Raw genomic sequence first — 26,833 nt, forward strand, 5'->3', positions numbered from 1 at the left:
GCCGGGAGGGCGCTCAGCGGCGCACGAGCTTGCGCACCGCGTTGATGCCGAATGTCAGTTCGGGGGCGCGCAGCAGCGCCAGCACCGCGACGTACACCACGGCGCACACCGCGCCGATGATCAGAACGCCCGCGACGCCGGAGAACTGGGCGCCGAGGCCGGTTCCACTCGAGACGATCCAGCTGCCCGCCCCGCCCATCAGCAGATACACGCCCCATCCGGCCAGCCCCGCCGGGATTCCGGCGAGAGCGAAGCGGCCGTACGCGGTGAGCCAACTGCGGGAGTGGAGGGTGCCGATACGGCGCCGCAGCAGGATGATCGCCACCACGGTCTGGATGATCGTCGCGAGGGTCTGTCCGGCCGCCACCGCCAGCGCGAGGTACTCCAGCGGAACGAACCAGCTCGCCGCCAGGGCGGTGATGATGATCACGGACCCCTGCAGGACGGTGAACCAGAACGGCGTGCGGGTGTCGCCGTACACGTAGAACGTGCGCTGGATGATGAACAGGATCGCCACCGGGATGAGGTTGGCGAGGTACGCCAGCAGCACGAGCGACGCGGCCTCCGCGCTCGACGGCGACGACGTGAAGATGCGGCTCGCCGGAACGGCCGCAGCGGCGACGACGGCGGTGGCCAACACGATGAAGACGCCCAGGGTGCGGATCGAGCTGTCGATGTCTTTCAGCAGTTCTTCCTTGCGGCCAGCCGCGGCATGCTCGCTGATGCGTGTGAAGTACGGCGTTCCGATGGAGAGGACGATGATCGAGTACGGCAATACGTAAACGAGCCAGGCGTTGTTCATGATCGTCTGGGCGGGGAAGTTCTCACCGGCGCCCGAGGCCTTAGAGACGATCTGGGACTGCACGAGGCCGGCCACTTGAGCGACGATCACCATCAGGAATGTCCACCCGGCGAGCTTGACGACATTGCCGAGCCCGACACCGCGCCACCGGAAGTCCGGTCGCAGTGAGAGCCCGGACCGCCGCCAGAACAGCAGCAGCACGAGGAACTGCGCGACGATGCCGGCGGTGGCGGTGGCTCCGAGCAGAGCGATGCGTCCCGCGTCCCAGTCCACGAGGTCCGTGAGCGGTGTCTTGAACAGTACGAGGAACGCGACCAGACCACCGATGGAGACGATGTTGTTCACGATCGGCGCCCAGGTGTACGGGCCGTACACGTTCTTCGCGTTGAGCGTCTCGCCGACGAGCGCGAACAGACCGTAGAAGAGCACCTGCGGGATGCACCAGTACGCGAACGCGACGGCGAGGGCGATCTGACCGGCGGAGAACTTCGATGCGTAGAGCTGGACGAGGAACGGTGCACCGATCGTCGCGATCACCGTCACGATGACCAGCACGACGGCGGACAGGGTGAAGAGCTTGCTGACGAAGGCGTTGCCGCCATCTCGATGGCGCGCGGACTTGACGATCTGCGGAACGAACACGGCGGTGAGCAGGCCCGCCGAGATGAGGTTGTAGATCGTGTTCGGGATGTTGTTGGCGACGGCGAACGCGTCGCCGACGAGGTGCTCGCCGAGAACGGTGACCAACAGCATCGTGCGCACGAGTCCGAGGACCCGGGAGGCCATCGTGCCCGCCGCGATCAGGGCGCTGGAGCGGCCGATGCTAGCCATGCGTCTCCTTCTCGGCGTCTTCCGCCGGGGTGGTCGTGCGATAGTCGGCGCGGGACTGCCGTCGTGAGGGCCGGGACTCGTCCCCGCGGCGCCGCCGGCGAATGGTCCGGAACAGTCCGATGCCGATGAACAGCACGGCGAGCGTACCGATGACGATGAGGCCGATGCGCTCCCAGTCGGCGCGCACGGACAGCTCCGCGTACTGCACGGCCCCGAGCATGGTGCCATCGGATGCGCGCATCTGCATGCTGATCTCGACGTCACCGTTGCTCACGCCCGCCGTGACGGGGATGGGAACCGAGGTGTTGGCATCGGCAGCCGCCCGCACGCTGGTGACGGGTTCGACGCGGACCCGGAGATCCAGCGGCTGGGCGACGACGTCCACCTGCGCCGGGAACGGGAGGTCGTTGCGCACGAACACCGGAATCTTCGACCCCTGGGAAACGAGGGTGACCTTCGGCGGTTGGACGATGCGGATGGAATTGCGCAGATCAATCGCCCGCGCGTGCTGGGCGTCCATGGCCGTCGCCCACGCTGTCTCGTCCCGCCACCCCACCGCGAGCAGCTGCTGCTCACGCGCTCGCTCGCGACCGGTGAGCAGATCGGGCTCGACCAGGAGACGGGCGAACCGGGAGACGGCGTCCGCGTCGTCCAACATCTGTTCGACGAGCGGTACCCGGTTCTGGTCGACGGATGCGGCGGACAGGGTGGCGGTCACGGGTTCCCCCGTCAGCAGATCGCCACCGGAAACGGTCGTCGCGCCCGGAATCGTGGTGACGGTCGCGAGCGTCGCGCTCAGGGCCGACTCGTCGACGGTGGTGGTCCGCGACATCGCCACCAGGACCGGATGACCCGATGCCGTCGCCGTGTCCAGGGACAGCAGGGCGCTCGCGGTCGCGAGCGACCGTCCCCGGACCGCTGAGTCCGTCTCACCGACGGCCTCAGCCAGAACGTCGCCGAGCCGACGGTCGTAGACCAGGGCGGTGCGTCCGGACACCGAGACGTGCGCGGCCGTGGTGCCGACCTGCGCCGACGGGATCATGACCGTGGCGTTCGCCGATGCGTCCATCACAGCGGCGGTGACGGTCGATGGCCACCAGATCTCGCCGATGGTCGAGCCGATGTCCAGGAGCTGCTCGGTGGTGGGAGCGACCCCGGGGCCGGTGTCCGTCGGATCCGGGGTGGCATTGTTCTCACCGGAGTCGGTGAGGTCGACGTAGGCGGTCAGGTTCGTCGGCTTCAGCGGAGATGTCAGTCCGGCCGCGAACTGCAGCGCGACGTCCGCATCGCCGTATTGGAGCGCGACGCGCGGGTTCGGCATGTTCTCCAACCGCGTCAGCCAGTCGGTCGCCGACGTCGGAGCGGTGCGGCCGAGCGCGCGGACCGTGGCGACGATCGCCGGATCGATCGCGAGCACGACCTCCGGGGAGCTGATGCCGGCGAGCAGGGCGGTCAGGGCACCGTCCGGGGCCGTGAGCTGCGCCAGACGATCGGCCGAGATCATTCCGTCCGCCGTCGGGCCCGCGGTGACCGGCACCACGACGGAGACCGTCGGTGCGGTCTTGCCGAGGACCGTGATGACGCCCGTCGAGGTCAGCTCACCGTCCGCGGTCGAATACGTGACCTCGAACGGGTAGACCCCGGGTGCTCGGGACTTCAGCGCGGCCGCGGTGGGCTGGACGGCGAGGGCGCCCTCGAGCGAACCCTGCGCCGGGACCGTCGTGAGGACGGAGGTCGCGACCTGGGTCAGTTCCGGAGTCGTGGAACCGTCGAGCCAGTCGAGGATCTCGTCGGCGGTCCGCAGCGGCTGAGGCCCGAGGCCCAGCGTCGCTTCGGTCGCGGGCAGCGCCTGGTTCGTGGGGTTGTCGACACGGACCGTGACCCGGAGCACGTCCGCCGACCGAAGGACGCCCGACGCGGACGGCGACGCGTGCAGGCTCGGCTGCGCGCTCACCGTCGGTGAGGGTGACGGCGTGGCGGCGGCATGAGCCGGGATCGGCAGGCCCGTCAGCAACGCCCCGAGCATGATCGCCGTCGTCGCGATCGCACGCCATGGACGGCGTCGGCGCGGGGTCCGCGGCGCAGCGGGCTGAGGGGTGTTCACGGTCATGGCGGCTGTGGGCTGCACGGAAACGGACCGCTCACCCTCGCCCGATTCTAGGTGCGCCGTCCGCGCGTCCCCTGGGGGCGCGCTTGAATGGACGGGTGATGGTTCATCCCGATGCCGCTCTCATCTCCCGGCTGGCCGCCGATCTCCGTTCCGCTGACTTCCACTCCGCGCGCATCCGTGCGGCGTGGGGCGAGTCCGCCGACGACGCGTTCGGACGTGGCACGCGGGTGCCCGCGCTGCGCGAACTGGGGGACCGACGCGATCCGCTCGCCGTGCTCGCCCGGCTTCTCGTCCTCGGTGTCGCCCAGCCGACGACCGAGGTCGCGGACGCCGTGCCGACCCTCACGACCGACGGACTCGTCGCGCTCGGTCTCGGGGAGGTGTCCGGTGATGAGATCCGTCCGCTCGCGCTGATCCGTCCGCAGTCGTACGTCGACGACAGCGGTGTCGGCGGATGGTGGGTGGCGAGTGATCTGGACGAGACCGCCCTGGGGGGTCCGTTGCCCGATGACCACGTCCTCGGGGTCGGGGGCGCATCCCTCACGTTGGCGGGGCTGCAACTCACGTCGCCGGCCTCGCGGGTGCTGGATCTGGGCACCGGGTGCGGCATCCAGGCCCTCCGCGCGCGGCGTTACGCCGACGCCGTCGTGGCCACGGACATCTCCGCGTCGGCGCTCGCGTACGCCGACTTCAACGCGCTGCTGAACGGCATCGACGGGATCGAGACCCGGATGGGCAGCCTGTTCGAACCCGTCGTGGGGGAGACGTTCGATCGCATCGTCTCGAACCCGCCGTTCGTCATCACGCCGCGCCGCGACGATGTTCCCGCCTACGACTACCGCGACGGGGGGATGCAGGGAGATGACCTGGTCTCGGCGGTGATCGCCGGTGTCGGCGAACATCTCTCGCCCGGCGGAATCGCGCAGTTCCTGGGCAACTGGGAGTACGTCGGCGACGGGGACGGACTGGATCGGGTGCGGGCGTGGATCGAGGCGTCGCCGGTGCCCCTGGACGCGTGGATCGTGGAGCGGGAACAGCTGGATCCGGCGGAGTACGCGGCCCTGTGGATCCGCGACGGTGGCACGGTGGCGGGGTCCGGTGCGCATGAACGTCTGCTGGACGCCTGGCTGGACGACTTCGCGCACCGTGACGTCACGCGCATCGGCTTCGGCTACGTGCTGCTGCGCCGAGCCGTCGGCGAGCCCACGCTGCACCGCTACGAACGTGTCGGGACACCGATCCCCGCGGAAGGGTCCCTCGGGTCGCACCTTGTCCAGGTGCTCGCGGCTCACGACCGGCTCGCGACGATGTCGGACGCGGATCTCGCGGCCGCTCGCCTGCTGGTCGCGCCCGATGTGACCGAGGCGCGACACCATCTGCCGGGGCAGGAGGAACCGACCGTGATCGAGCTGCGGCAGGGAACCGGATTCGGGCGGGCACTGTCGGTCGACCCCGCACTCGCCGGACTCGTCGGAGCGTGTGACGGCGACCTTCCGGTGGGCTCGCTCAGCGACGCGATCGCACAGCTGCTGGAGGTCGACCCCACCGCGCTGCGCACCGACCTGCTGCCGCGGGTCCGCGAGCTGTTGATCGACGGCTTCCTGCGATTCCCGGAGCAGGCATGACGACGCCGCGGAGCCTGGAGTTCCTGCCTGAGGTCACGATGGAGATCTCGACCGACATCATCGCGTTCTCGCCCGAGCACGCCCGGACGATCACCGACGAGTATCGCCATCCCCGCTACTGGGAGTCGCTCGAGGTTGACACGCGCTGGTGGTTCGTCGGTGAGAACGGTCAGGGTGATCGGTGGTTGTTGGGTCCGGACGGCGGAATCTGGCTGTTCGATCACAACCACGGCGAGTTGGCCACGCACCTGTTCGAACCGCTGCGCATCGACGTGACGGAGTGGCTGATCCTCGGTCACGCCCTGCGCGCCTTCGAGCGCCTGGGCGATCCCACCGACGATGACATCGCCCGCCTGGACGCGGTCGTGGAGTCGATCTCTCCGGGTCTGGCCGAGCGCTACCCCTACGAGCTGCCGTTCGTGTGAGGTCTCGCGCTCTGACAGCATGAGGTGATGACGACCTGGACGGACCGACTGACCTGGCACGAGTTGCCGCTTCCGGTGCGCCAGCGGGTGGAAGCGGCGGTGGGATCGCACGTGGTGGACGCGGTGAGCCAGCCCGGCGGCTTCACCGGCGGCACCGCCGACCGCGTGCGATTCGCTGACGGAGCGCGGGCGTTCGTGAAGGCGATTCCGGAGCACCGCAATCCGGGGGCGCACCGGATGCACCGTCGCGAGGCCGCGGTGATGCGCACCCTCCCGGTGGCGGTGCCGGCGGCGCCCTTCATCGCCGCCTTCGATCTGGCGGTCGTCCCGGCGGACGGCGGCCGGCCCGCCGCTCTGTACACCGGTGACGCGGCCACGGAGGACGCCGTGCTGGAGCGCTGGACGGGGCTGATCCTCGGTGACATCCAGGGACGTCATCCCGTCGCCCTCGACGCGACGCGTGTCCTGGATGCACTCGCGGAGATGTCCGCGATCACCCCGCCGGCGGGGCTGCCCTCCGCTTCGGACGAACTCGCGCCGGACTCGTTCGGGTGGGAGCACCTGGTGCGAGATCGCGCGCTGTCGACCGTTCCTCGCGAGCACGCGCCCTGGGTCGGCGACAATCTGGAGCGCCTGCGTGCGACCTCACTGCGCATGCCGGCCGCGGTTGCGGGCACGGCACTCGTGCATCTGGACTGCCGTGCCGACAACATCCTGATCGACACCTCCGGTGCGGCCCGGCTGGTCGACTGGCCGTGGGCCGGCGTCGGCGCGCCCTGGGTCGACGCCCTCACCTACCTGGTCGATCTGCAGCGGACCGAACCGAGTTCCGACCCCCTCGAGCTGCTCCGGCATCCGGTGTTCGCAGCGGCGAGCGTGGACGACGTGGACGCGCTGCTGTCGGCGCTCGGGGGCATGTGGTTCGACCGTGCGCGCACGCCCCCGCCTGCCGGACTCACCCACCTGCGCGAGTTCCAGCGCGTCGAGGCCATCGCGGCCCTCGAGCTCCTCCGCCAGCGCTGGGCCTGACCCGCCGTCCCGCGTCGGACGGCTGGCGATGGCAGGATGGCGCGATGGACCTGACGACGATCTGGCCTCTGTTCGGACTCGAACTGCGCACGCCGCGCCTCGTGCTGCGCCCGACGCGCGACGACGACTTCCCGGGACTGGTGGACGCCGCGGTCGCCGGGGTGCACGATCCGGCGGTCATGCCGTTCTCCGCCCCGTGGACCGACCAGGACCCGCAGACGCTGGCGCGGGAACTGGCGCGTTGGCACTGGAGTCACCGCGCCGGTACGCGACCGGAGGACTGGACGATCATCTTCACCGTCCTCCGGGACGGCGTGCCCATCGGCGCGCAGGACGTCAGCGCGAAGAACTTCCCGGTCATCCGCGAGGTCTCGAGTGGTTCCTGGCTGACGCGTTCGGTGCACGGTCGGGGGCTGGGCAAGGAGATGCGGGCGGCGGTGCTCTCCTTCGCGTTCGATCATCTCGGCGCGACTCAGGCGGTCTCCGCCGCGGCGGAATGGAACGCGTCCTCACTCGGCGTCTCCCGCGCCCTGGGATATGTCGATGACGGCATACAGCCCGTGGAGGCCCGCGCCGGCGAGGTCACGATGCACCAGCGCGTCCGCCTGACGGCGGATGCCTTCGTGCGTCCGCCCTGGCGCCTGGACACCTCCGGTGTCGCCGCCGCCCGCTCTTTCCTCGGCCTGTAGCGCCGCCTCGCGAAGGGAGCGCGGGAGACCCCCGGTAAACTGGGGAACATGCTGAACATGGCGGAAGGTGTCGCTCGCCTGAGCGCCATCGCAGCATCCCCGGTCGTCGCCCGTGTCGCGAAGGCCTTCCAGGACGCCGGTCACGACCTCTCGCTGGTCGGCGGCCCGGTGCGCGATGCACTGCTCGGTCGTCCGGTGCACGACTTCGACTTCACCACGGACGCGACGCCGGACGAGATTCTCGCGATCGTGGAGCCGATCTCCTCGACGCAGTGGGACATCGGCCGCGCGTTCGGCACGATCGGTGCGCGGGTGCAGGGCGAGAACGTCGAGATCACCACGTACCGGGCGGACGAGTACGACGGCGCGACCCGGAAGCCGGTCGTGGCGTTCGGCGACTCGCTCGAAGCGGATCTCACCCGCCGCGACTTCACCGTGAACGCCATGGCGCTGCGCGTGCCGCAGGTGCAGCTGGTCGATCCGACCGGTGGTGTCGAAGACCTGGTCGCCGGAATCCTGCGTACCCCGATCGACCCGAAGATCAGCTTCGGCGACGACCCGCTGCGGATGCTCCGCGGCGCCCGGTTCGCTTCGCAACTGGAGTTCGAGGTGGCCCCGGACACCCTCGCCGCCATCGCCGAACTGCGCGAGACGCTGGCGATCGTCTCGCCGGAGCGCGTGCAGTCCGAGCTGGTCCGGCTGCTCGAGACGGATGACCCGTCCCGTGGCCTGCGCATCCTCGTCGACACCGGACTGATCGAGCAGTTCCTGCCCGAGATCCCGGCGCTGAAGCTGGAGACCGACGAGCACCACCACCACAAGGACGTCTACGAGCACTCGCTGACCGTGCTGGCGCAGGCGATCGCCCTGGAGAAGGCGCGGTTCGGCACCGCGTCGCCGGACATCGCGCTCCGCCTCGCCGCGCTGCTGCACGACATCGGCAAGCCCCGGACCCGCAAACTGGAGGCCGGCGGCGCGGTGAGCTTCCACCACCACGACATCGTCGGGGCGCGCATGGCCCGCAAGCGCCTGCAGGCTCTGCGGTTCGACAACGACACCGTCGCCGCCGTCAGCAAGCTGATCGAGCTGCACCTGCGCTTCTTCGGGTACGCCGAGGGGGCCTGGACGGACTCGGCCGTGCGCCGGTACGTGCGTGACGCGGGAGACCAGCTGGCGCGACTGCACATCCTCACCCGGGCCGACGTCACCACGCGCAACAAGCGCAAGGCCGCCCGGCTCGCCGGCGCGTACGACGACATCGAGCGTCGCATCGACGAGCTCGCCGAGCAGGAGGCCCTCGACTCCCTGCGCCCGGCCCTGGACGGCAACCGGATCCAGGAGATCCTCGGCATCGGACCCGGTCGGGAGATCGGTGAGGCGTACCGCTTCCTGATGGAGGTCCGCCTGGACGAGGGCATGATCGACGAGGCCGACGCGGAGCAGCGGCTGCGCGACTGGTGGTCGGCGCGGTCCTGAGACCCGCGGAGTAGCGTGGGCGGCATGACCGCACCCACGCCCGTTCGCATCGCCGTCACCGGAGCCGCCGGGCAGATCGGCTACAGCCTGCTCTTCCGCATCGCCGCCGGGGATCTGCTCGGGGACCGACCCGTCGAGCTGCGTCTGCTGGAGATCGAGCCGGCTCTGCCCGCGCTGGAGGGTGTGGTCATGGAGCTGATGGACGGTGCGTTCCCGCACCTGCACGGCGTTGAGATCGGCGCGGACCCGCGGACGGTCTTCGACGGCGCGAACCTGGCCCTGCTGGTGGGGGCCCGACCGCGCACCGCGGGGATGGAGCGCGGTGATCTGCTGGAGGCCAATGGCGCGATCTTCACCGCGCAGGGCGCCGCGCTGAATGAGGTGGCCGCATCCGACATCCGCGTGGGCGTAACGGGCAACCCGGCGAACACGAACGCCCTGATCGCCGCCACGAACGCCCCGGACATCCCGCGGGAGCGGTTCAGTGCTCTCACTCGCCTGGACCACAACCGGGCGATCGCGCAGCTCGCCGCGAAGACCGGTGCCGCCGTGACGGACATCGCACGGATGACGATCTGGGGGAATCACTCCGCGACGCAGTACCCCGACCTCAGCCATGCGACCGTCGGCGGCCGCCCCGCGACGGACCTGGTGCCTCGGAACTGGATCGCCGACGACTTCATCCCGACCGTCGCCCAGCGCGGCGCGGCGATCATCGCCGCCCGCGGATCGTCATCGGCCGCCTCGGCGGCATCGGCCACGATCGACGCGGCCCGGGATTGGCTGACCCGGTCGGCTGCGGATGACTGGGTGTCGATGGCGGTGCCCTCGGACGGTTCGTACGGCGTCCCCGAAGGACTCGTATCCAGCTTCCCCGTGACCACGGCCGATGGTGATTGGCGGATCGTCGAAGGGCTGGAGGTCGATGACTTCTCCCGTGCCCGCATCGACGCCTCCGTCACCGAGCTCTCGGAGGAGCGGGACGCGGTCCGGACCCTCGGTCTGATCTGAGGCGCCGGGGCGTGTCACGCGGCGGCGCCGGGCGCGGCGGGCGCGTACCGTGGTTCCTGCGCGACGAACGGAGGCACCCATGAGCGACCGCACCCGTCCGGGAACCCATCGTCGGGTACCCGTCGTCCGCCGTAATCCCTCCGTGCCGGTCCGCACGCGCGGCCGCCGAGTGATCCACCTGTTCTCCGCGGGCGCGCGGGTGCCGGAGGAGGAGTCGGCGTCGCTGACCCGCGCACTGCGGTACGCCGATGAACCTGGTCATCTCGCCGTTCTCGGCTACGACCTCCCGACACCCGGGCAGATCGATGAGCTGAGCGAGCTGTGGGACCTGCATCCGCTGCTGGTCGAGGACCTCGTCAACGCCGACCAGCGTCCGAAGCTGGAGCGCTACGGTGACGTGCTCTTCCTCGTGGTCCGATCCGCGCTGTACCGGGACCTCACGGAGGAGGTCGAATTCTCCGAGTTCCACGTCATCGCGCGCGGGAACGTCGTCGTGGTGATGTGTCAGGACCGCCCGAAGGACCTCGAGTGGAGCCTGGAGCAGTTCGGCGGTGTGCCGGAGATGCTGGGGCTCGGAACCGAGGCCGTGATCTACACCATCCTGGACAGCGTCGTCGACGGGTACGCGAGCGCCCTCGACGGCCTGGACGTGGACACCGAGCAGATCGAACGTCAGGTGTTCACCGGCGACCGCAACGTCACCCAGCGCATCTACCGCCTGAGTCGCGAGGTCATCGATCTGCAGCATGCGGCGAGCCCGCTCAGCCAGGTGCTCACCGGACTGCGCCGTGGCTTTGACAAGTACCGAGTCCCGGACGAACTGCAGACGCACCTGCAGGACGTCGGAGATCACCTCGGTGGTGTCGGCCAGCGTGTGTCCGATGTCCGATACGCGCTGAATCAGATCCTCTCCGTCAACTCGACCCTGGTCACCGAACGCCAGAACGATGACATGAAGAAGATCTCCGGCTGGGCGGCCATCCTCTTCGCGCCGACCCTCATCGGCGCGATCTACGGCATGAACTTCGATCAGATGCCGGAGCTGCACTGGGCCTTCGGATATCCGATCGCCGTGGGCGCGATGGTGGCGCTCGGCGTGGGCATCTGGGTCGCGTTCAAACGCAAGGGCTGGATGTAGCAGCCGGCGCCCGGATCCCGGACCGCGGGCGCCGCGTTCCGCTTACACTGTCCGGACACCGTCGACGCAAGGGTCCGCATGTCCTCGATGTGGTCACACCGCCGTGATGTCTCACCGGAGACCTCGCGTCTGCTCGTCGCGCGCGCACACGAGGAGTTCGTGGGCGGGAACCCGCAGGACCGCCGGCTCGCGGACGTACGTGCACTCGTGCGCGACTCGTGGGGGCGCTCGCTCTCCCAACAGGTCGGTGCCGAAGCGCTGCCACTGCTGGCGCTGACCGGAGAAGAGCTGGAGGAGTATCGCCGGGCGCACCCGCTCGCCGGTGTCCGGGACATGATCCGCTCACTCCTCCTGCCCGGAACCGTTGAGGACGCCGGGGTCGTCGTGGCCGTCGGCGACGCATCCGGCCGCCTGCTCTGGGTGGACGGTGATCGGCAGATCCGCAGCCTCACGGGCGAAATGGGGTTCGTGGCGGGCGCGGACTGGTCGGAGGGGTCCGTCGGCACGAGTGCACCCGGGACGGCGCTCGCACTCGAACACAGCGTCCAGATCGTGGGCGCAGAGCACTTCAACCGCTTCGTGCAGCCGTGGTCGTGCACGGCCGCCCCGGTCCGCGATCCCGAGACGGGGCGGATCGTCGGCGTCATCGACGTCACCGGTGGCACCGAGGTGATCACCCCGCAGGCGCAGCTGCTCGTGGACGCGACGGCCCGCGCCGTGGAGGGTGAGCTGCTGGTCACGCGCTTGCGCGAACGCCAGGAACGCAAGCGCTCCGGGCGCCGCTCGACGCCGCCGACCGCGCCGGCCCGGACGACCCTGCGGGTGCTGGGACTCGAGCGCGCCGCCCTCGACGTCGAGGGTCCGGCGGGTGCCTCCACCGTTGCGCTCGGTCAACGGCACGCCGAGATCCTGCTGATGCTGACGCAGCACCGGTCCGGGCTGTCGGCGGAGCGTCTCGCCGAACTGGTCTACGGCGACCCGGCAGCGGTCGACACCCTGCGGCCGGAGATGGTGCGGCTGCGCAAGGCGCTGACCAAGGCCGGCTCGGCGGTGACGCTCGCTTCCCGTCCCTACCGGCTTGAGCCGGGGATGGAATCGGACGCGCACCGTGTGCTGTCCCTCGTGGACCGCGGCGCACACCGGGTGGCGCTCGCGGCATTCACCGGGGATGTGCTGACGGACTCCGTCGCACCGGGCGTCGAGGAGTTCCGCGATCTCGTCCGGACCACCCTGCGGGACGCGCTGCTCGCCGAGGCGAACGCGGACGTGCTGCTGGCCTACGCCGATACGGCGGTCGGCGCCGACGACCTCGAGGTTCTGCGCCTTGCGCTGGAGCTGCTGCCGCCGCGCTCACCCAAGCGCACGGCGCTGGTCGCCCGCATCGAACGCCTCGGCTGACGCCGGAGGGCCGGCGGAGCTCAGACGACCGTGAGGTGTCGCACAGCGCCCCGCAGCGGTCCGGTCTCATGAAGGTCGCGCCAGGCGCCGGCGAGGCGGCGCATTCCGTCCGCGGTGACCTCCGGTTCGAGCGTGATGGGGATCCGCAGATAGCGCTCCAGCACCCCGGACGCGGAGAAGCGCGGCCCCGGGGGAATCCGCAGACCGTGCTCGTGGGCGGCCAGCGACAGCGCCGTGGACACCGGCTCCTGGAGGTCGATCCACACGGCGAGTCCGCCCGGGGTGGATGGCATGAGCAGGGGCGGGAGGTGGGTCAGGCCCGACTCGACGGCGTCGCGTCCGGCGGCCAGTCGCGCCGCCATGGCCCGCTGCAGCGCCGGCACGTCCTCGAACAGCTCCATCGTGATGCACTGCTCGAGAGGGGCCGTGCCGAGATCGATCGTGGGGCGGACGGCGAGAATCCGGTCGACGAGTTCGCGGGACGCGCGGATCCAACCCACGCGCAGGCCACCCCACGCCACCTTGGACATCGAGCCGAGCGTGATGACATCCCCGAACGCCGCCATCGGTGACGGGGTGTCCGGGCGATCGATGTTCAATTCCGCGCAGGTCTCGTCCACGACCAGCGTGGTCCCCGCGGCGCGTGCGGTGGCCACCAGACGGTCCCGTTCCGCTTCGGGGAACGTCGCGCCGGTCGGGTTGTGGAAATCGGGCACCAGATAGGCCAGGTGTGGCCGTGACTCCAGCAGCGTCGTCGAGAGATGGCGCGCGTCCCACCCGTCGGGGGAGACCGGTGTCGTCACCAGGCGCTGCCCGGCTCGACGCAGGGCGTCGATCGCATGCGGGAACGTCGGCTGCTCCACCAGGGCGATCCGTCCCGGCCGGGCGAGTGTCGCCAGCACGAGCGCGAACCCGTGCATGGCGCCGGACGTGATGATGATCTCGTCCGCACTCGTCGGGACTCCACGCTCCCGATAGCGGGCGGCGACCCGTTCGCGCAGCTCCGAGAGGCCGGGCAGCGAGTATCCGCTGCCTCCGCGCAGGCTCGCCAGCCGCGGCAGCGCGCGGAGGGTCGCCTCGTGCAGTCCCGGCGTGGACCCGGTGGACGAGATCGTGAAGTCGACCTCCGTCGAGGCGGACGAGGCGACGGGACGCGATGCGTGGGGCAGCGCGACGCGCGTCCCGGCTCCGTGCACGCGGGACACGTAGCCGGCTGCCTCGAGGCGGTCGTACGCGGCAGTGACGGTGGCGCGGGACCGACCGAGTTCGCTCGCCAGGGCCCGCTCACTCGGCAGCCGTTCCCCGACGCTCAGCCGCCCGTCCAGCACAAGGGACCGGACGCCGTCGGCGAGACCGGCGGCCACGGGAGAATTCGCGCGCGCCGGACCGAGCAACTGCACCAGACGAGAACCCATTCGGCCACTGTGACACAGAGTGGACTGGCAGAACCGGGCCACTTCTGTGACAGTGGACCGCCCTCGCGGTCGAAAACGCCGCCACGATGGGAACATGGCTCTCCGCTCGCCCTTCCTGCCGATCACGGCCGTTTCAGCGCGGGACGTCGTCGAGCGCCTGATCCAGCTGGCGGCCGGACTGTTCGCGTACGGCATCGCGATCGCGATGATGATCCGCGGGGGCATCGGACTGTCCCCGTGGGACGTTCTGAGCGTCGGCATCACTCGCCACCTCCCGCTCGGGTTCGGAACCGTGACGGTGCTGGTGTCGATCGTGGTCCTGCTGCTCTGGATTCCGCTGCGACAACGGCTGGGCCTCGGTACTCTGGCCAACGCGCTCGCCGTCGGGCCGAGCGCCGATCTCGGGTTGTCGTTCATCCCCGACATGCCCAATTGGATCGCCGGGGCCGCGCTGTTCGCCGCCGGCATGCTCATCCTGGCCTTCGCCACCGGCGTCTACATCGCCGCGGACTTCGGTCCGGGTCCGCGCGATGGTCTGATGACAGGACTCGTCCGGGTCACGGGGTGGAAAGTGTGGATCGTCCGCACCATCATCGAGGGCAGCGTGCTGCTGATCGGCTTCCTCCTCGGCGGGCCGGTCGGAGTGGGAACGGTGGCGTTCGCCTTCGGCGTGGGGCCGCTGATCGGCCTGTTCCTACCGCGCATGCTGGCCCGGCGCGCGCGCCGCAGCGCCGTCCTGGCGGCTCGCCGCGCTGCGTGATCGGCCGACCCTCCGAGCGCTCCGGCGCGGCGCCGACCCGCCACCGCAGACCTCAGCGAAGCCTGCTGCACGCACGCGCAACCGGGTGCAACGTGGCGCGGACTACCTTCATCGCAAGCGGTCGCTGAGGACGGAGAAGGTTCGCGGCGACGCTGTCCACGCATGACGTCGAAGGAGACCCCATGACCATCGTCGAAGAAGAAGTCCACGCGTACGCCGCCCCCGGTCAGCCCGGCGCCGTCGCGAACTACAAGCCGCGGTACGGCCAGTACATCGGCGGTGAGTGGGTCGAGCCCGCCTCCGGTGAGTACTTCGAGAACGTCTCGCCGGTCAACGGCAAGCCGTTCACCGAGGTCGCTCGCGGAAACGCCGACGACATCGACCGTGCCGTCGACGCCGCCTGGAAGGCGTTCGCGGACTGGCGCAAGACCAGCCCGACCGAGCGCGCCAACATCCTGAACAAGATCGCGGACCGCATCGAGGCGCACCTCGAGGAGATCGCCGTCGCCGAGACGTGGGAGAACGGCAAGCCCGTCCGCGAGACGCTCGCCGCGGACATCCCGCTTGCGGTGGACCACTTCCGCTACTTCGCCGGTGTCCTGCGGGCACAGGAGGGTTCGCTCAGCCAGCTCGACGAGAACACCGTCGCCTACCACTTCCACGAGCCGCTCGGCGTCGTCGGTCAGATCATCCCGTGGAACTTCCCGATCCTGATGGCGACGTGGAAGCTCGCCCCCGCACTCGCGGCCGGAAACTGCATCGTCCTCAAGCCCGCCGAGCAGACGCCGGCGTCGATCCTGTACCTGTTCGACATCATCGGAGACCTCCTCCCGGCCGGCGTCGTGAACATCGTCAACGGTTTCGGCATCGAGGCGGGCGCCCCGCTCGCGCAGCACAAGCGCATCCGCAAGGTGGCCTTCACGGGTGAGACCACCACCGGTCGCCTGATCATGCAGTACGCCTCGCAGAACCTCATCCCGGTCACGCTGGAGCTCGGAGGCAAGTCGCCGAACGTGTTCTTCGATGACATCGCCGCGCAGAACGACGCGTTCTACGACAAGTCGCTCGAGGGCTTCACGATGTTCGCGCTGAACCAGGGCGAGGTCTGCACCTGCCCGTCGCGCGCGCTCATCCAGCGCGGTATCTACGACACGTTCCTCTCCGACGGACTGGAGCGCGTCAGCAAGGTGGTCCAGGGCAACCCGCTCGACCCGCGCACGATGATCGGCGCGCAGGCCTCCAACGACCAGCTCGAGAAGATCCTGTCCTACATCGACATCGGCAAGGCGGGCGGCGCGAAGCTGCTCACCGGCGGCGAGCGCGTCGATCTCGGCGGGGACCTCTCCGAGGGCTACTACGTCGCCCCCACGGTGTTCGAGGGCACCAATGACATGCGGATCTTCCAGGAGGAGATCTTCGGTCCGGTGCTGTCGGTGACGTCCTTCTCGGACTTCGACGACGCCATTTCGATCGCCAACGACACGCTGTACGGTCTTGGCGCCGGCGTGTGGAGCCGCTCCGGCGACACCGCGTACCGGGCCGGCCGTGCGATCGAGGCGGGCCGTGTCTGGACGAACACGTACCACCAGTACCCGGCGCACGCGGCGTTCGGTGGGTACAAGCAGTCCGGTATCGGACGCGAGAACCACCTCAAGATGCTCGAGCACTACCAGCAGACCAAGAACCTCCTGGTCTCCTACGCCGAGGGGCCCATGGGCTTCTTCTGATCCCCACGCCCGGGCACGTCCGCGACGCTCATCTCCCGTCCCGGACGTGCCCGGAATTCTCCCGCGAGAGGAGCGGTCATGAGTGAACAGTTCGCCCGTGTAGAAGTGTCGGACGCGGCCTCGGACCTGCTGCGGGAGCTCGCCGCGAAACACGGTCCCCTGATGTTCCACCAGTCCGGTGGGTGCTGCGACGGCAGCTCGCCCATGTGCTATCCGGTCGGCATGTTCCTCACCGGGCCGAGCGATGTCCATCTCGGCACCCTCACGGTGGACGGCATCGATCCGATCGAGGTCTACATGTCGGAGTCGCAGTTCGAGTACTGGAAGTACACCCACCTCACGATCGACGTCGTGGACGGACGTGGGGCCGGGTTCAGCGTCGAGGGCCCGACCGGCAAGCGCTTCCTCATCCGTTCGCGCATGCTGACCGATCCGGAGCTGGCGCACTTCGGCCTGATGCCCGAGGTCTGACCGCGAGACACCCAGGCACGTCCGAGAAACCCCGCAACGCGGGGCGTTTGGGACGTGCCTGGGTGTCTCGGGAGGCGGCGACGGTTCAGGGAGCGAAGACGCGCAGGATGGCGGGCAGGAATTCGCGCAGCAGGAAGAACGCCGCGACCGCTCCGGCGAACACCCAGGTGCCCCAGTTGACGCCGCGGCGCAGACGCTGGCCCTGCGGCGCCACGCCCATCGGCCGCCCGGAGGGGATCGGCGGCAGGACGTTCCCGGCGCCGACGGCCGCAGGCGCGACGGCCGCGAACGCCTGCGGCGCCGTCGGGGTGGCCGGGGTGGACATCCGGTCGTCCCGCCACCGCTCCCACTGCTCGACCTTCGTCACCAGTGCGTGCACGGCCTGGAACTGCCAGGCCCAGGACGCCGCATCCAGCGGATTCGGCCGCGCCTGCGTGTAGAGGAAGACCCAGTCGTCGACGATCTCGACGTCGAACGCCCCCACAGCGTCGATGAAGTTCGCCATCACGTCCGGAGTGAACAGATACAGGGCGTCGGCCTCGTACCCGGTGGGGCAGTACAGCCGGAAGTGTCGGTCGAAGTCGCCTTCCAGGGAAAGGTGCTGGTCCCGGTGGAAGTGCGCGGGCAGGTTCGACCCGAGGAAGGAGTTGTTCGCCTGGGCGTCCAGGACGATGTTCGGCAGGCGGTTGTTCAGCCGCACCGCCGCATAGTGCCATCGGTGCGTCTGCCGCTCCTTTCCGGACCCGGTCGTGTACTGGTAGTCGGCGTACTCGACGAACCGGGGGGCGGTTGCGCGGAGCAGGACGGAGGCGCTGCGGGCGGAGCCCTGTCCGAAGACCATGCCGGGCAGTGCCGGGTCCGCCAGGCTCGGGAGGTACTCCATCGCGTTGGCCGTCGCGAAGCGCGAGAGCCGGTAGTCCCGGCGGGTGCGGCGACCGCGGCTCACGAAGAAGAACACGGCGGCGGCGACGATGACCAGCAGCACCACGACGGGTATCGGATTGCGTCCGCTGCGTCCCGAGAAGAAGGCGATCATGGTCGGAATCAGACCCGCGAGGACGACGACGACCGTGACGACGGGGACCACGATGCTGACGATCTTCGCCCCGGACGGTGAGCTCCGCGCGAAGGGTGGATTCGCGCGGAACGCCTTCAGCGCCGCCGGGTCGATCGGATCGGTCAGCGGTCGTGCGTCAAACGGCACCATCGTGCTCATGATTCCCCCCTCGCGGACCGAACCCGTCCGCTCGACCGATGGTAGCCGGGGGTGTGGAATCCGTCCGCTGCCATCACCGTGGATCGTTAGCATGCCCGGGTGCCGATATCAGTCTCGTCACGATGCGTCCTGTCGTCTTCTGCGTGAACGGGTCGCACCGCGAAGATATCGACATTCGTCCGTGTCCCCGACGCGGATCAGCACCCGTACACAGAGGTAGCACTATGTCACTGCACAGCAAGCGGAGCCGTCTGGCTCTGGCCGTCGGCGCACTCAGCGCCGCGGCGATCGTTCTCGCCGGTTGCGCCACGAGCTCGACGGGCGGCGGAGAGTCGACCGGCGGAACCGGCGGCGCCGCCAAGGGCGGCGACGTCGTCGTCGGCACCACGGACAAGATCACCAAGCTCGACCCGGCCGGTTCGTACGACAACGGCTCCTTCGCCGTGATGAACCAGATCTACCCGTTCCTGATGAACAGCAAGTACGGCACGGCGGAGGTCACTCCGGACATCGCCGAGTCGGCCAAGTTCACCAGCCCCACCGAGTACACGGTGAAGCTGAAGTCGGGTCTGACCTTCGCCAACGGCCACAAGCTGACCTCGTCGGATGTCAAGTTCAGCTTCGACCGCCAGATCAAGATCAATGACGCGAACGGTCCGGCATCGCTGCTGTCGAACCTGGACAGCGTCGAGACTCCGGATGACACCACGGTCGTCTTCAAGCTGAAGACCGCGAATGACCAGATCTGGCCCCAGATCCTCTCCTCGCCGGCCGGTCCCATCGTCGACGAGGAGGTCTTCTCCGCGGACGCCGTGACCAGCGATGACGACATCGTCAAGGGCAAGGCGTTCGCCGGCCAGTACGAGATCTCCTCCTACAAGTTCAACGAGCTCATCAACTACGTCCCGTTCGCGGACTACAAGGGTGAGCTGGGTGCGGCCGAGAACGACTCCGTCACGGTGAAGTACTACGCCGACGCATCGAACCTGAAGCTCGCGATCGGCAACGGCGACATCGACGTGGCGTTCCGCAGCCTCTCCGCGACCGACGTCGAGGATCTGTCCAAGAACGACAAGGTCAAGGTCGTCGACGGTCCCGGTGGTGAGATCCGCTACATCGTCTTCAACTTCGACACCATGCCGTTCGGCGCCAAGGCTGCCGACGCCGACCCGGCCAAGGCGCTCGCCGTCCGCCAGGCGATGGCATCGCTGATCGACCGCGCCGCGGTCGCGAAGGACGTCTACAAGGACACCTACAGCCCGCTGTACTCCTTCGTCGCCGAGGGGATGACCGGCGCGAACGAGGCGCTGAAGGGTCTGTACGGCGATGGCAACGGTGGACCCTCCGTGGACAAGGCCAAGGAGATCCTGACCAAGGCCGGCGTCACGACTCCGGTCACGCTGAACCTGCAGTACAACGGCGACCACTACGGTCCGTCCTCGGGCGACGAGTACGCGGCGTACAAGTCGCAGCTGGAGGAGGGTGGTCTGTTCACCGTCAACCTGCAGCAGACCGAGTGGGTGCAGTACTCCAAGGACCGCACCGCTGACGTCTACCCGATGTACCAGCTCGGTTGGTTCCCGGACTACTCCGACGCGGACAACTACCTCACCCCGTTCTTCACCGCCAACAGCTTCCTGAAGAACCACTACTCCAACGCCGAGGTGGAGAAGCTCATCGGTCAGGAGGCGACCGAGACGGACGCCGCCAAGCGCACCGAGGAGATCGGCAAGATCCAGGACCTCGTCGCCGCGGACCTGTCCACGATCCCGCTGCTCCAGGGCAAGCAGGTCGCGATCGTCGGCAAGGACGTGAAGGGCGCGACGCTGGACGCGTCGTTCAAGTTCCGGTACGCACCGCTGACCAAGTAAGTCGATCATGAGCCGGGGATCTCGCCACGCGTGGCGGATCCTCGGCTCATGGCGTTCCCAGTAAGGTTCACGCATGGTCACAGCCGTCGACGACCCGATCTCCGTCGCCGCCGCCAAGCCCGTCAAGGCGCAGGGCGGCGGACTGTGGCGGTACATCGTCGTCCGCCTCCTCCTCATCATCCCGACCGTCTTCATCCTGGTCACGACGGTCTTCTTCCTGATGCGCATCACCGGTGACCCCATCACCGCGGCTCTCGGTGGGCGTCTGACGCCCGACCAGCTCGCCGAGCGCATCCACCACGCCGGGTATGACCGGCCCCTGATCACGCAGTACTTCGAGTACCTCGGGCATCTGCTGGTCGGTGACTTCGGCACGACCCTCACGGACGGTCGTCCGGTGATCGAGATCCTGCTGCAGTACGGCTCGGCCACGTTGGAGCTCGCGATCTACGCCGTCATCGTCGCGCTCGTGATCGGCATCCCGTTCGGCATGATCGCCGCCTACAAGCGCGACAAGTGGCCGGACGCGGTCGCCCGCATCCTGGCGATCCTCGCCTACGCCACGCCCATCTTCTTCGTCGGCCTGCTGCTGAAGCTGATCTTCGCCGTGTGGCTCAACATCCTCCCGGTGTCCGGGCGCGCCGGCACTCGTACCGAACTGCTGATGAGCGGTGTGAACACCCCGACTGGCATCTACCTGCTGGATGCGATCCGCCTCGGCAACGGCGACGCGATCCTGGACGTTCTGTGGCACGCCGTGCTGCCCGCACTCGCTCTTGGACTGCTCACTGCCGGCGTCTTCCTGCGCCTGGTGCGCACCAACATGATCGGCACCCTGGGCCAGCAGTACGTGACCTCCGGCCGGTCCCGTGGTGTCGCGGAATACCGCCTGGTCACCAAGCACGCCTTCCGCCCCGCCCTGATCCCGATCATCACGGTGATGGGCATGCAGATCGCGATGCTGCTCGCCGGTGCGATCCTGACGGAGACGACCTTCGAGTGGAAAGGTCTCGGCTTCATGCTCTCCGAGTACCTGAAGGCGCGCGATTTCGTGGCAGTCCAGGGCATCGTCGTGATGATCGCCGTGATCGTCGCGCTGACCAACTTCATCGTCGACATCGTCGCGGCCATGATCGACCCGCGGGTGAGGTACTGAGATGACCCAGCCGGCTCGAGACCTGCCCACCCCGTCCACCGCCGCGCTCGCGGTGCAACCGCCGCCGCGCAAGAAGCTCGTCGACCGTCTGCCGGTGATCGCTCAGCTGCGGCAGAGCGTCGGCCTGCAGCGCGCGATGCTCATCATCGGCCTCGTCATCGTCGTGGTCTTCGTTCTCGTCGCGATCTTCGCCCCGCTGCTGGCGCCCTACTCGTGGGCGCAACAGAAGGCGGACGGCGTGACCTTCGGCACCCAGCAGCCGCCGAACGCGACCAATCTCCTCGGCACCACGGTGTCCGGATTCGACGTCCTCTCCCGCGTGATCTGGGGAGCCCAGACCGCGCTGCTGGTGATCCTGGCCGCGATCGCGTGCTCGATCTTCGTCGGCATCGCGCTCGGCCTGCTCTCCGGCTACTTCGGCGGGTGGCTGGACCGCATCCTCGTCGTCGTCTGCGATGCGATCTACGCCTTCCCGTCGCTGCTGCTGGCGATCGTCATGTCGATCGTGATCAGTCGTGGCCAGTCCACGCTGTGGGGCGGGATCATGGCGACCGCGATCTCGATCACCGTCGTGTTCGTGCCCCAGTACTTCCGCGTGATCCGCGCCGAAGTGGTGCGCGTGCGGCAGGAGCCCTTCGTGGAATCGGCGAAGGTCATCGGCGTCCCGACGGGCCGCATCCTGCTGCGCCACGTGCTGCGCAACTCGACGCGCTCGCTGCCCGTGGTCATCACCCTGAACGCCTCCGAAGCGCTCCTGACCCTCGCGGGCCTCGGCTTCCTGGGCTTCGGCATCGAGGCGACGAAGGCCGGTGAGTGGGGGTACGACCTGAACCGTTCCGTGGCCGACGTCACCAGTGGCATCTGGTGGACGAGCGTGTTCCCCGGTGTCGCGATCGTGCTGGTGGTGCTCGGCATCACCCTCCTCGGGGAGAGCCTGAACGATCTGAGTGATCCGCGACTGCGCACGCGCCGTCGCGCGGGAGGTGTGGCATGAGTGATGTCGCGGAGATCCACGACCTGAAGATCGCGTTCGCGACGGACGGCGAGCCGGTCCAGGCGATCAACGGCATCTCGTTGGCCGCGCACGCCGGTGAGGTTCTGGCGATCGTCGGTGAGTCCGGGTCCGGCAAGACCGTGACGGCGAACACGCTGCTCGGGCTGCTGCCGGAGACGGCGACCGCCTCCGGTGCGGTCATCATCCGGGGCCGGGACGGCGGCGAGACCGACGTCGTGCACGCCACCCACAAGCAGTTGCGCGCGATGCGCGGCCGGGACGCCGCCATGGTCTTCCAGGAGCCGTCCACGGCGCTGAATCCCGTCTACACGGTGGGGTGGCAGATCGCGGAGGGCCTGCGCGCGCACACGAAGATGTCCCGCAAGGAGGCACGGGCGCAGGCGATCGACGTCATGCGCAGGGTCGGCATTCCCGACCCGGACAAGCGCGTCGACGACTTCCCGCACCAGTTCTCCGGAGGACAGAAGCAGCGCGTCGTGATCGCGATGGCCCTCGTCCTGAACGCCGGTCTGATCATCGCCGATGAGCCCACCACGGCGCTCGATGTGACCGTGCAGGCGGAGATCCTGGAGCTGCTGCGGCAGTGCCGCGATGAGTTCGGCGCGACGATCGTGCTGATCACGCACAACATGGGCGTGGTCGCGGACCTCGCTGACCGTGTCGTGGTGATGTTCCGCGGCGACATCGTCGAGGAGGCGCCCGCGCAGCAGCTGTTCGCGGAGCCGCGCGAGGACTACACGAAGGAGCTGCTGGCCGCCGTCCCGCACGTCGGTCGCGGCAAGTCAGCGCGCCAGGACCCGAACGCGGCGGCGCCCACCGCGCCGCCGGAGGGCAGCCTCGTCGTCGCCGAGAAGGTGGAGATCGGCTACCCGGGTCGCTTCGGTCGCACCGGGGTGATCGCCGTGCACGGCGTGGACTTCTGGATCGGGCCGGGCGAGGTGCTCGGCCTCGTCGGCGAGTCCGGATCGGGCAAGACCACGATCGGCCGGGCGATGGTCGGGCTCACGTCCGTCGTCGGCGGGTCGCTGCGGGTGCTCGGGCAGGAGATGCGCGGCGTGAAGTCGCGCCAGCTCACCGCGAACCGCGCCGATGTCGGATTCGTGTTCCAGGACCCGGCGACGAGCTTCAACCCGCTGCTCAGCATCGGGGAGTGCGTCGCGGAGCCGCTGGTGGTGCACCGTCCGGACATGAGCGATCGGGATCGCCGCGCGCGGGTCCTCGAGTTGCTGGATGCCGTCCGGTTGCCGGAGAACTTCGCGAACCGGTATCCGCACGAGCTGTCCGGCGGTCAGCGTCAGCGTGCGTCGCTGGCCCGTGCCCTGGCGCTCGATCCGAAGCTGCTGATCGCCGACGAGCCGACCAGCGCGCTGGACGTGTCGGTGCAAGCGAAGGTGCTCGAGCTGTTCGTGCAACTGCAGCGGGACCTGGGTTTCGCGAGCCTGTTCATCAGTCACGACCTCGCCGTCATCGACGAGGTCTCGGACCGGATCGTCGTGCTGCGGCAGGGCCGCATTCAGGAGCAGGGCACGACCGCCCAGGTGCTCGGCAACCCGCAGGACCCGTACACGCGGGAGCTGCTGGCCTCGCTGCCGGTACCGGACCCGATCGCGCAGCACGCCCGGCGTGAGGAGTGGAAGGCCGCTCGCGCCGCCTCGCGCGGAGCGTGAAGCCTCCGCGCCATCGCGTAGCGACGATGCTCCGTTTCGTCCGGTGCGATCACTCTGACGAACCTCCCTGGGAAGGGCGTGCTCGCGCGGGCGGCTGGTCCGTGCCGCATAGAATCCGTTCGTCATGGCAACACGCACCACCCCGGGGAAACGGCGGAAGAAGCGCTCGCGCAAGCGTCCACGTCTCTCTGCGGCGCGTCGACGTGCCCTCCGCGAGCGCCGGTTCCGCGCCGTCATCGTCTCCGCCTTCGTCGTGCTGGGAGTGACGACGGCGGCGATGATCGGAGTGGTCGGAAATCGGCAGTGGGACGTCGATCCGGCCGCACCCGGCGTGACGGCGGCCGCGGTGTCCGCGGATCATCCGGCCGTCGACGGATGGGATGCGGAGCAGCTGGCGAACGCGAAAGCGATCCTCGACGCGGGCAACGAGCTCGGTCTCGGCGAACGTGATCAGACGATCGCGGTGATGACGGCGATGGGGGAGTCCTCGCTGCGCAACCTCGATCACGGGGACTGGGAGACCAGCGGGGTGAAGAACCCGGACGGCACGCGCACCACTTCGCTCGGGCTGTTCCAGCAGCAGGACTGGTGGGGCACGCGAGCGGAGCGGATGGATCCCCGACAGGCCGCGCTCCTGTTCTACCGGGCGATGCGGCGCGCGGTCCCGGACGCCGAGCGCGGGTCGGTCTCGCCGACGCTCATCGCCCATCGCACGCAGCGCAATGAGGAGCCCGAGCACTACGAGCCCTACTGGCGTGACGCGGTCACGGTCGTGCGAGCGCTCTCCGGGCAGTGACCTCTGACAGACTCGCGGTGTGCAGATCGAGTTCCGTCCCACCACCGCTGATGACCTCGATTACGTCGTGGAACTCAAAGCACGATCCATCCGCGAGGATCTCGAGCGGCACGGACGCTGGCACCCGGACCGCTCGCGGGAGTGGGTCGCGCGCAGCTTCGCGCCCGAGTGGACCCGACTGATCCACCTGGACGGCCACCTCGCCGGCACCGTGTCGCTGCGCCGGGCGCCGGATGCACTGTGGCTGGAGCTGTTCTATCTGGAGCCGGGGCTGCGCGGCCGCGGGGCGGGGACCGCCGTGCTGCGCCGGATCCTCGCCGATCACGGTCACGAGCGCATCCGCCTGGACGTGCTGTCCGGTTCCCGCGCGCGAACGCTCTACGAGCGGGAGGGGTTCGTGCTGGAGTCCGTCCATGAGATCGACGAGATCCTCGTCCGCGAGCCCACCGCGCGCGGAGACGGCAGCGCCGGCGACGCCGACTACGGCGCCATCGGGTCGGGCTATACGAACTACCGGCAGCCGGAGCCTCGCTTCCTCGCCGCGATCACGGACGCCTTCGGCGACGCCCGCACGGTCATCAACGTGGGCGCGGGGGCGGGCTCGTACGAACCGGCGGACCGCGAGGTCACCGCCGTGGAACCGAGCGCGGCGATGCGCGCGCAACGTCCGGGCCGCCTCTCCTCGGCGATCGACGCGTCCGCCGAGGACCTGCCGTTCGCCGACGACGCATTCGATGCGGCGCTGGCGTCCTTCACCGTGCACCAGTGGGCCGACCTGGCCGGCGGCCTGCGCGAACTGCGGCGAGTCACCACCGGCCCGGTCGTCGTCCTGACGTGTGACCCGGCCACGCTGACGCGGTTCTGGCTGAACGAGTACGCGCCGGAGGTCATCGCCACGGAAGCCCGGCGCTACCCGGCGCCGGAGGTCATCGCGGACCTGCTCGGCGGGGCCGTCACCGTGACCGAGGTGCCGATTCCGCTGGACTGCACCGACGGGTTCAGTGAGGCGTACTACGGCCGTCCCGAGGCGCTGCTGGACCCCGGCGCACGGCAGGCGAACTCGGCGTGGAGCTTCGTCGCGCCCGAGGTCGCCGAGAGATTCGTCAGCGCGCTGTCCGCCGACCTCGCCTCCGGCGCATGGGACGCCCGTCACGGACACCTGCGCACCCGGCCGGAGTTCCGCGGCTCCCTGGTGCTCATCGTCGCCCGCTGACCCCGGCGTCGGGGTCAGATCGGCGCGTCACGCGTTGACGGTGTCGGCGTCCCAGCCGAGGTCGGCGTCGGCGGGCAGGGCCAGCGCCTCCAGATGCGGGTCCGTGATCAGCGCGTCGATCAGCGCGACCGACCCTCCCACGACGGTCGAGTCCAGGTCGATGTCCGTGACGAGGATCCACGAGCGATCCGCCGGCCACAGCAGGTTGGGGGAGATGGTCGCGGTTCCGAGCGGCGTGTCCGGCTCGCGCCACGGGACGTGATCGCTCCAGTCCGGGTCGGTGAACAGCGTGAGATCGCCGGAGAACAGCACGTGCTCCCTCTCGCTGACCGTGAGGCGAGGACCGGCGGCGACCTCCGCGGACAGGATCCCGTCCTGCCACTCGGGCTCGCGGTAGGGGCTGTTGAACGGATCGTGGATGCTCGCACCGAGCATCCGGGCGTGGCGCTCGGCGACCTCGTCGTCCGCGACCCCGTCCGCCGGGAGGAACGTGCGGTAGCCGCGCCCGTGGTCGTCGTACCCACCGAGCAGTCCGCTCCAGCCGTCCCAGAGGGTGGCGTATCCGGGGGTGGGCTTCCCGCCGGTGGCGGTCGCGACGATCGCCGCCAGCGGCTCCGGGAAGAGCTCTCCGGGAGGCGGGGCGAAGAACTCCCGGCCGTCCGGGCTCATCGCCGGCACGGCGTCGCGGACCAGGGTGTGCCACTGCGCGGACGGGTGACGGGTGGTTCCGAACGCGTGGGCCGTCTCCGCCCAGGTGGCGTGCGTGTCCACGATCCGCGACAGCAGGGCGTCGCGCTCGCGGTCGGACAGCCGCCGCTCCTCGGCCTCCGTGGGTACATGTCCGCCCGGAATGCTCCGCACCCCGGCGGGGTGCAGAACGCGCGCGTACGCCGCGAAACCGCGCGGTGCGATGCTGTGCAATCGTTCCCCGTCGGCCTCCAACGCCTTCTTGATCCAGTCCCCGGCCCCGGTGTCGCTGTCCCACTCCATGC

The 26,833-nt window shown here is 69.3% G+C and carries 22 protein-coding genes; 17 read left to right on the forward strand and 5 right to left on the reverse strand.

The features are described from left to right. Positions 1-13: 13 nt before the first annotated feature. Both murJ and BN1193_RS16140 read right to left on the reverse strand, forming a co-directional pair. Positions 14-1,633 (reverse strand): murein biosynthesis integral membrane protein MurJ, encoded by a 1,620-nt coding sequence (murJ, locus tag BN1193_RS16135; RefSeq protein ID WP_040167978.1) that lies wholly within the window; start codon positions 1,631-1,633, stop codon positions 14-16. Continuing rightward, entirely contained in the window at positions 1,626-3,743 is a 2,118-nt protein-coding gene (locus tag BN1193_RS16140) for a DUF6049 family protein (protein WP_141396712.1), read from the reverse strand. The genes murJ and BN1193_RS16140 overlap by 8 nt, the downstream gene beginning before the upstream one ends. Before the next feature lie 98 nt (positions 3,744-3,841). Between BN1193_RS16140 and BN1193_RS16145 the strand changes: the two genes are divergently transcribed. From BN1193_RS16145 to BN1193_RS16180, 8 genes are all read left to right on the forward strand, one after another. Further along, complete coding sequence (locus BN1193_RS16145; RefSeq protein ID WP_040167982.1) at positions 3,842-5,368, forward strand: DUF7059 domain-containing protein; 1,527 nt, start codon at positions 3,842-3,844, stop codon at positions 5,366-5,368. Next, positions 5,365-5,793, forward strand: coding sequence for a hypothetical protein (locus BN1193_RS16150; protein WP_052460878.1), 429 nt, complete (start codon positions 5,365-5,367; stop codon positions 5,791-5,793). The genes BN1193_RS16145 and BN1193_RS16150 overlap by 4 nt, the downstream gene beginning before the upstream one ends. A gap of 27 nt (positions 5,794-5,820) precedes the next feature. Continuing rightward, positions 5,821-6,822 (forward strand): phosphotransferase, encoded by a 1,002-nt coding sequence (locus BN1193_RS16155; RefSeq protein ID WP_040167986.1) that lies wholly within the window; start codon positions 5,821-5,823, stop codon positions 6,820-6,822. A gap of 44 nt (positions 6,823-6,866) precedes the next feature. Continuing rightward, on the forward strand, positions 6,867-7,511 hold the full coding sequence (locus BN1193_RS16160) for a GNAT family N-acetyltransferase (RefSeq protein WP_040167988.1): 645 nt from the start codon (positions 6,867-6,869) through the stop codon (positions 7,509-7,511). Positions 7,512-7,559: 48 nt separating this feature from the next. After that, a complete protein-coding gene (locus tag BN1193_RS16165; protein WP_040167990.1) occupies positions 7,560-8,987 on the forward strand; it encodes a CCA tRNA nucleotidyltransferase in 1,428 nt (475 codons plus the stop codon). A 24-nt stretch (positions 8,988-9,011) separates the two neighbouring features. Further along, a complete protein-coding gene (locus BN1193_RS16170) occupies positions 9,012-9,998 on the forward strand; it encodes a malate dehydrogenase (protein ID WP_040167992.1) in 987 nt (328 codons plus the stop codon). A 79-nt stretch (positions 9,999-10,077) separates the two neighbouring features. Next, entirely contained in the window at positions 10,078-11,136 is a 1,059-nt protein-coding gene (locus tag BN1193_RS16175; protein WP_040167994.1) for a magnesium and cobalt transport protein CorA, read from the forward strand. A gap of 78 nt (positions 11,137-11,214) precedes the next feature. Continuing rightward, entirely contained in the window at positions 11,215-12,534 is a 1,320-nt protein-coding gene (locus BN1193_RS16180) for a GAF domain-containing protein (protein WP_040167996.1), read from the forward strand. 20 nt (positions 12,535-12,554) lie between these two features. On the opposite strand, the gene yczR is transcribed toward BN1193_RS16180, so the two are convergent. Beyond that, positions 12,555-13,949, reverse strand: coding sequence for a MocR-like transcription factor YczR (gene yczR / locus BN1193_RS16185; RefSeq protein WP_040167998.1), 1,395 nt, complete (start codon positions 13,947-13,949; stop codon positions 12,555-12,557). A 94-nt stretch (positions 13,950-14,043) separates the two neighbouring features. Here yczR and yczE point away from each other — a divergent pair, with 94 nt between their 5' ends. From yczE to BN1193_RS16200, 3 genes are all read left to right on the forward strand, one after another. Further along, positions 14,044-14,709 (forward strand): membrane protein YczE, encoded by a 666-nt coding sequence (gene yczE / locus BN1193_RS16190; protein ID WP_052460879.1) that lies wholly within the window; start codon positions 14,044-14,046, stop codon positions 14,707-14,709. A 182-nt stretch (positions 14,710-14,891) separates the two neighbouring features. Then, positions 14,892-16,436, forward strand: a complete 1,545-nt coding sequence (gene exaC, locus BN1193_RS16195; RefSeq protein ID WP_040168000.1) for an acetaldehyde dehydrogenase ExaC — start codon at positions 14,892-14,894, stop codon at positions 16,434-16,436. A 78-nt stretch (positions 16,437-16,514) separates the two neighbouring features. After that, complete coding sequence (locus BN1193_RS16200) at positions 16,515-16,907, forward strand: DUF779 domain-containing protein (RefSeq protein WP_040168002.1); 393 nt, start codon at positions 16,515-16,517, stop codon at positions 16,905-16,907. 85 nt (positions 16,908-16,992) lie between these two features. On the opposite strand, the gene BN1193_RS16205 is transcribed toward BN1193_RS16200, so the two are convergent. Continuing rightward, entirely contained in the window at positions 16,993-18,123 is a 1,131-nt protein-coding gene (locus tag BN1193_RS16205; RefSeq protein WP_040168004.1) for a hypothetical protein, read from the reverse strand. Positions 18,124-18,347: 224 nt separating this feature from the next. Here BN1193_RS16205 and BN1193_RS16210 point away from each other — a divergent pair, with 224 nt between their 5' ends. From BN1193_RS16210 to BN1193_RS16235, 6 genes are all read left to right on the forward strand, one after another. Then, positions 18,348-19,994 (forward strand): ABC transporter substrate-binding protein, encoded by a 1,647-nt coding sequence (locus BN1193_RS16210; RefSeq protein WP_040168006.1) that lies wholly within the window; start codon positions 18,348-18,350, stop codon positions 19,992-19,994. Between the two features lie 73 nt (positions 19,995-20,067). Beyond that, complete coding sequence (locus tag BN1193_RS16215) at positions 20,068-21,150, forward strand: ABC transporter permease (protein ID WP_040168008.1); 1,083 nt, start codon at positions 20,068-20,070, stop codon at positions 21,148-21,150. 1 nt (position 21,151) lies between these two features. Next, positions 21,152-22,144 (forward strand): ABC transporter permease, encoded by a 993-nt coding sequence (locus BN1193_RS16220; protein WP_040168010.1) that lies wholly within the window; start codon positions 21,152-21,154, stop codon positions 22,142-22,144. After that, a complete protein-coding gene (locus BN1193_RS16225) occupies positions 22,141-23,832 on the forward strand; it encodes a dipeptide ABC transporter ATP-binding protein (RefSeq protein WP_040168011.1) in 1,692 nt (563 codons plus the stop codon). The genes BN1193_RS16220 and BN1193_RS16225 overlap by 4 nt, the downstream gene beginning before the upstream one ends. A 124-nt stretch (positions 23,833-23,956) precedes the next feature. Continuing rightward, complete coding sequence (locus BN1193_RS16230; RefSeq protein ID WP_052460880.1) at positions 23,957-24,628, forward strand: hypothetical protein; 672 nt, start codon at positions 23,957-23,959, stop codon at positions 24,626-24,628. A 19-nt stretch (positions 24,629-24,647) separates the two neighbouring features. Continuing rightward, positions 24,648-25,841 (forward strand): bifunctional GNAT family N-acetyltransferase/class I SAM-dependent methyltransferase, encoded by a 1,194-nt coding sequence (locus BN1193_RS16235; RefSeq protein WP_094770580.1) that lies wholly within the window; start codon positions 24,648-24,650, stop codon positions 25,839-25,841. A 27-nt stretch (positions 25,842-25,868) separates the two neighbouring features. Here the strand turns inward: BN1193_RS16235 and BN1193_RS16240 are convergent, their stop codons facing one another. Next, positions 25,869-26,831, reverse strand: coding sequence for a hypothetical protein (locus BN1193_RS16240; RefSeq protein WP_040168484.1), 963 nt, complete (start codon positions 26,829-26,831; stop codon positions 25,869-25,871). Positions 26,832-26,833 lie beyond the last annotated feature (2 nt).

Origin of the sequence: Microbacterium gorillae, assembly GCF_000826185.2 — a bacterium.
Taxonomy (GTDB): Bacteria; Actinomycetota; Actinomycetes; order Actinomycetales; family Microbacteriaceae; genus Microbacterium; species Microbacterium gorillae.

Coding starts and splice junctions, on each gene's coding strand:
- BN1193_RS16175 (WP_040167994.1), top strand. CDS start 10,078: ATGAGCGACCGCACCCGTCCGGGAACCCATCGTCGGGTACCCGTCGTC.
- exaC (WP_040168000.1), top strand. CDS start 14,892: ATGACCATCGTCGAAGAAGAAGTCCACGCGTACGCCGCCCCCGGTCAG.
- BN1193_RS16210 (WP_040168006.1), top strand. CDS start 18,348: ATGTCACTGCACAGCAAGCGGAGCCGTCTGGCTCTGGCCGTCGGCGCA.
- BN1193_RS16240 (WP_040168484.1), bottom strand. CDS start 26,831: ATGGAGTGGGACAGCGACACCGGGGCCGGGGACTGGATCAAGAAGGCG.
- BN1193_RS16205 (WP_040168004.1), bottom strand. CDS start 18,123: ATGAGCACGATGGTGCCGTTTGACGCACGACCGCTGACCGATCCGATC.
- BN1193_RS16165 (WP_040167990.1), top strand. CDS start 7,560: ATGCTGAACATGGCGGAAGGTGTCGCTCGCCTGAGCGCCATCGCAGCA.
- BN1193_RS16155 (WP_040167986.1), top strand. CDS start 5,821: ATGACGACCTGGACGGACCGACTGACCTGGCACGAGTTGCCGCTTCCG.
- murJ (WP_040167978.1), bottom strand. CDS start 1,633: ATGGCTAGCATCGGCCGCTCCAGCGCCCTGATCGCGGCGGGCACGATG.
- BN1193_RS16220 (WP_040168010.1), top strand. CDS start 21,152: ATGACCCAGCCGGCTCGAGACCTGCCCACCCCGTCCACCGCCGCGCTC.
- yczE (WP_052460879.1), top strand. CDS start 14,044: ATGGCTCTCCGCTCGCCCTTCCTGCCGATCACGGCCGTTTCAGCGCGG.
- BN1193_RS16140 (WP_141396712.1), bottom strand. CDS start 3,743: ATGACCGTGAACACCCCTCAGCCCGCTGCGCCGCGGACCCCGCGCCGA.
- BN1193_RS16180 (WP_040167996.1), top strand. CDS start 11,215: ATGTCCTCGATGTGGTCACACCGCCGTGATGTCTCACCGGAGACCTCG.
- yczR (WP_040167998.1), bottom strand. CDS start 13,949: ATGGGTTCTCGTCTGGTGCAGTTGCTCGGTCCGGCGCGCGCGAATTCT.
- BN1193_RS16145 (WP_040167982.1), top strand. CDS start 3,842: ATGGTTCATCCCGATGCCGCTCTCATCTCCCGGCTGGCCGCCGATCTC.
- BN1193_RS16170 (WP_040167992.1), top strand. CDS start 9,012: ATGACCGCACCCACGCCCGTTCGCATCGCCGTCACCGGAGCCGCCGGG.
- BN1193_RS16215 (WP_040168008.1), top strand. CDS start 20,068: ATGGTCACAGCCGTCGACGACCCGATCTCCGTCGCCGCCGCCAAGCCC.
- BN1193_RS16230 (WP_052460880.1), top strand. CDS start 23,957: ATGGCAACACGCACCACCCCGGGGAAACGGCGGAAGAAGCGCTCGCGC.
- BN1193_RS16225 (WP_040168011.1), top strand. CDS start 22,141: ATGAGTGATGTCGCGGAGATCCACGACCTGAAGATCGCGTTCGCGACG.
- BN1193_RS16200 (WP_040168002.1), top strand. CDS start 16,515: ATGAGTGAACAGTTCGCCCGTGTAGAAGTGTCGGACGCGGCCTCGGAC.
- BN1193_RS16160 (WP_040167988.1), top strand. CDS start 6,867: ATGGACCTGACGACGATCTGGCCTCTGTTCGGACTCGAACTGCGCACG.
- BN1193_RS16150 (WP_052460878.1), top strand. CDS start 5,365: ATGACGACGCCGCGGAGCCTGGAGTTCCTGCCTGAGGTCACGATGGAG.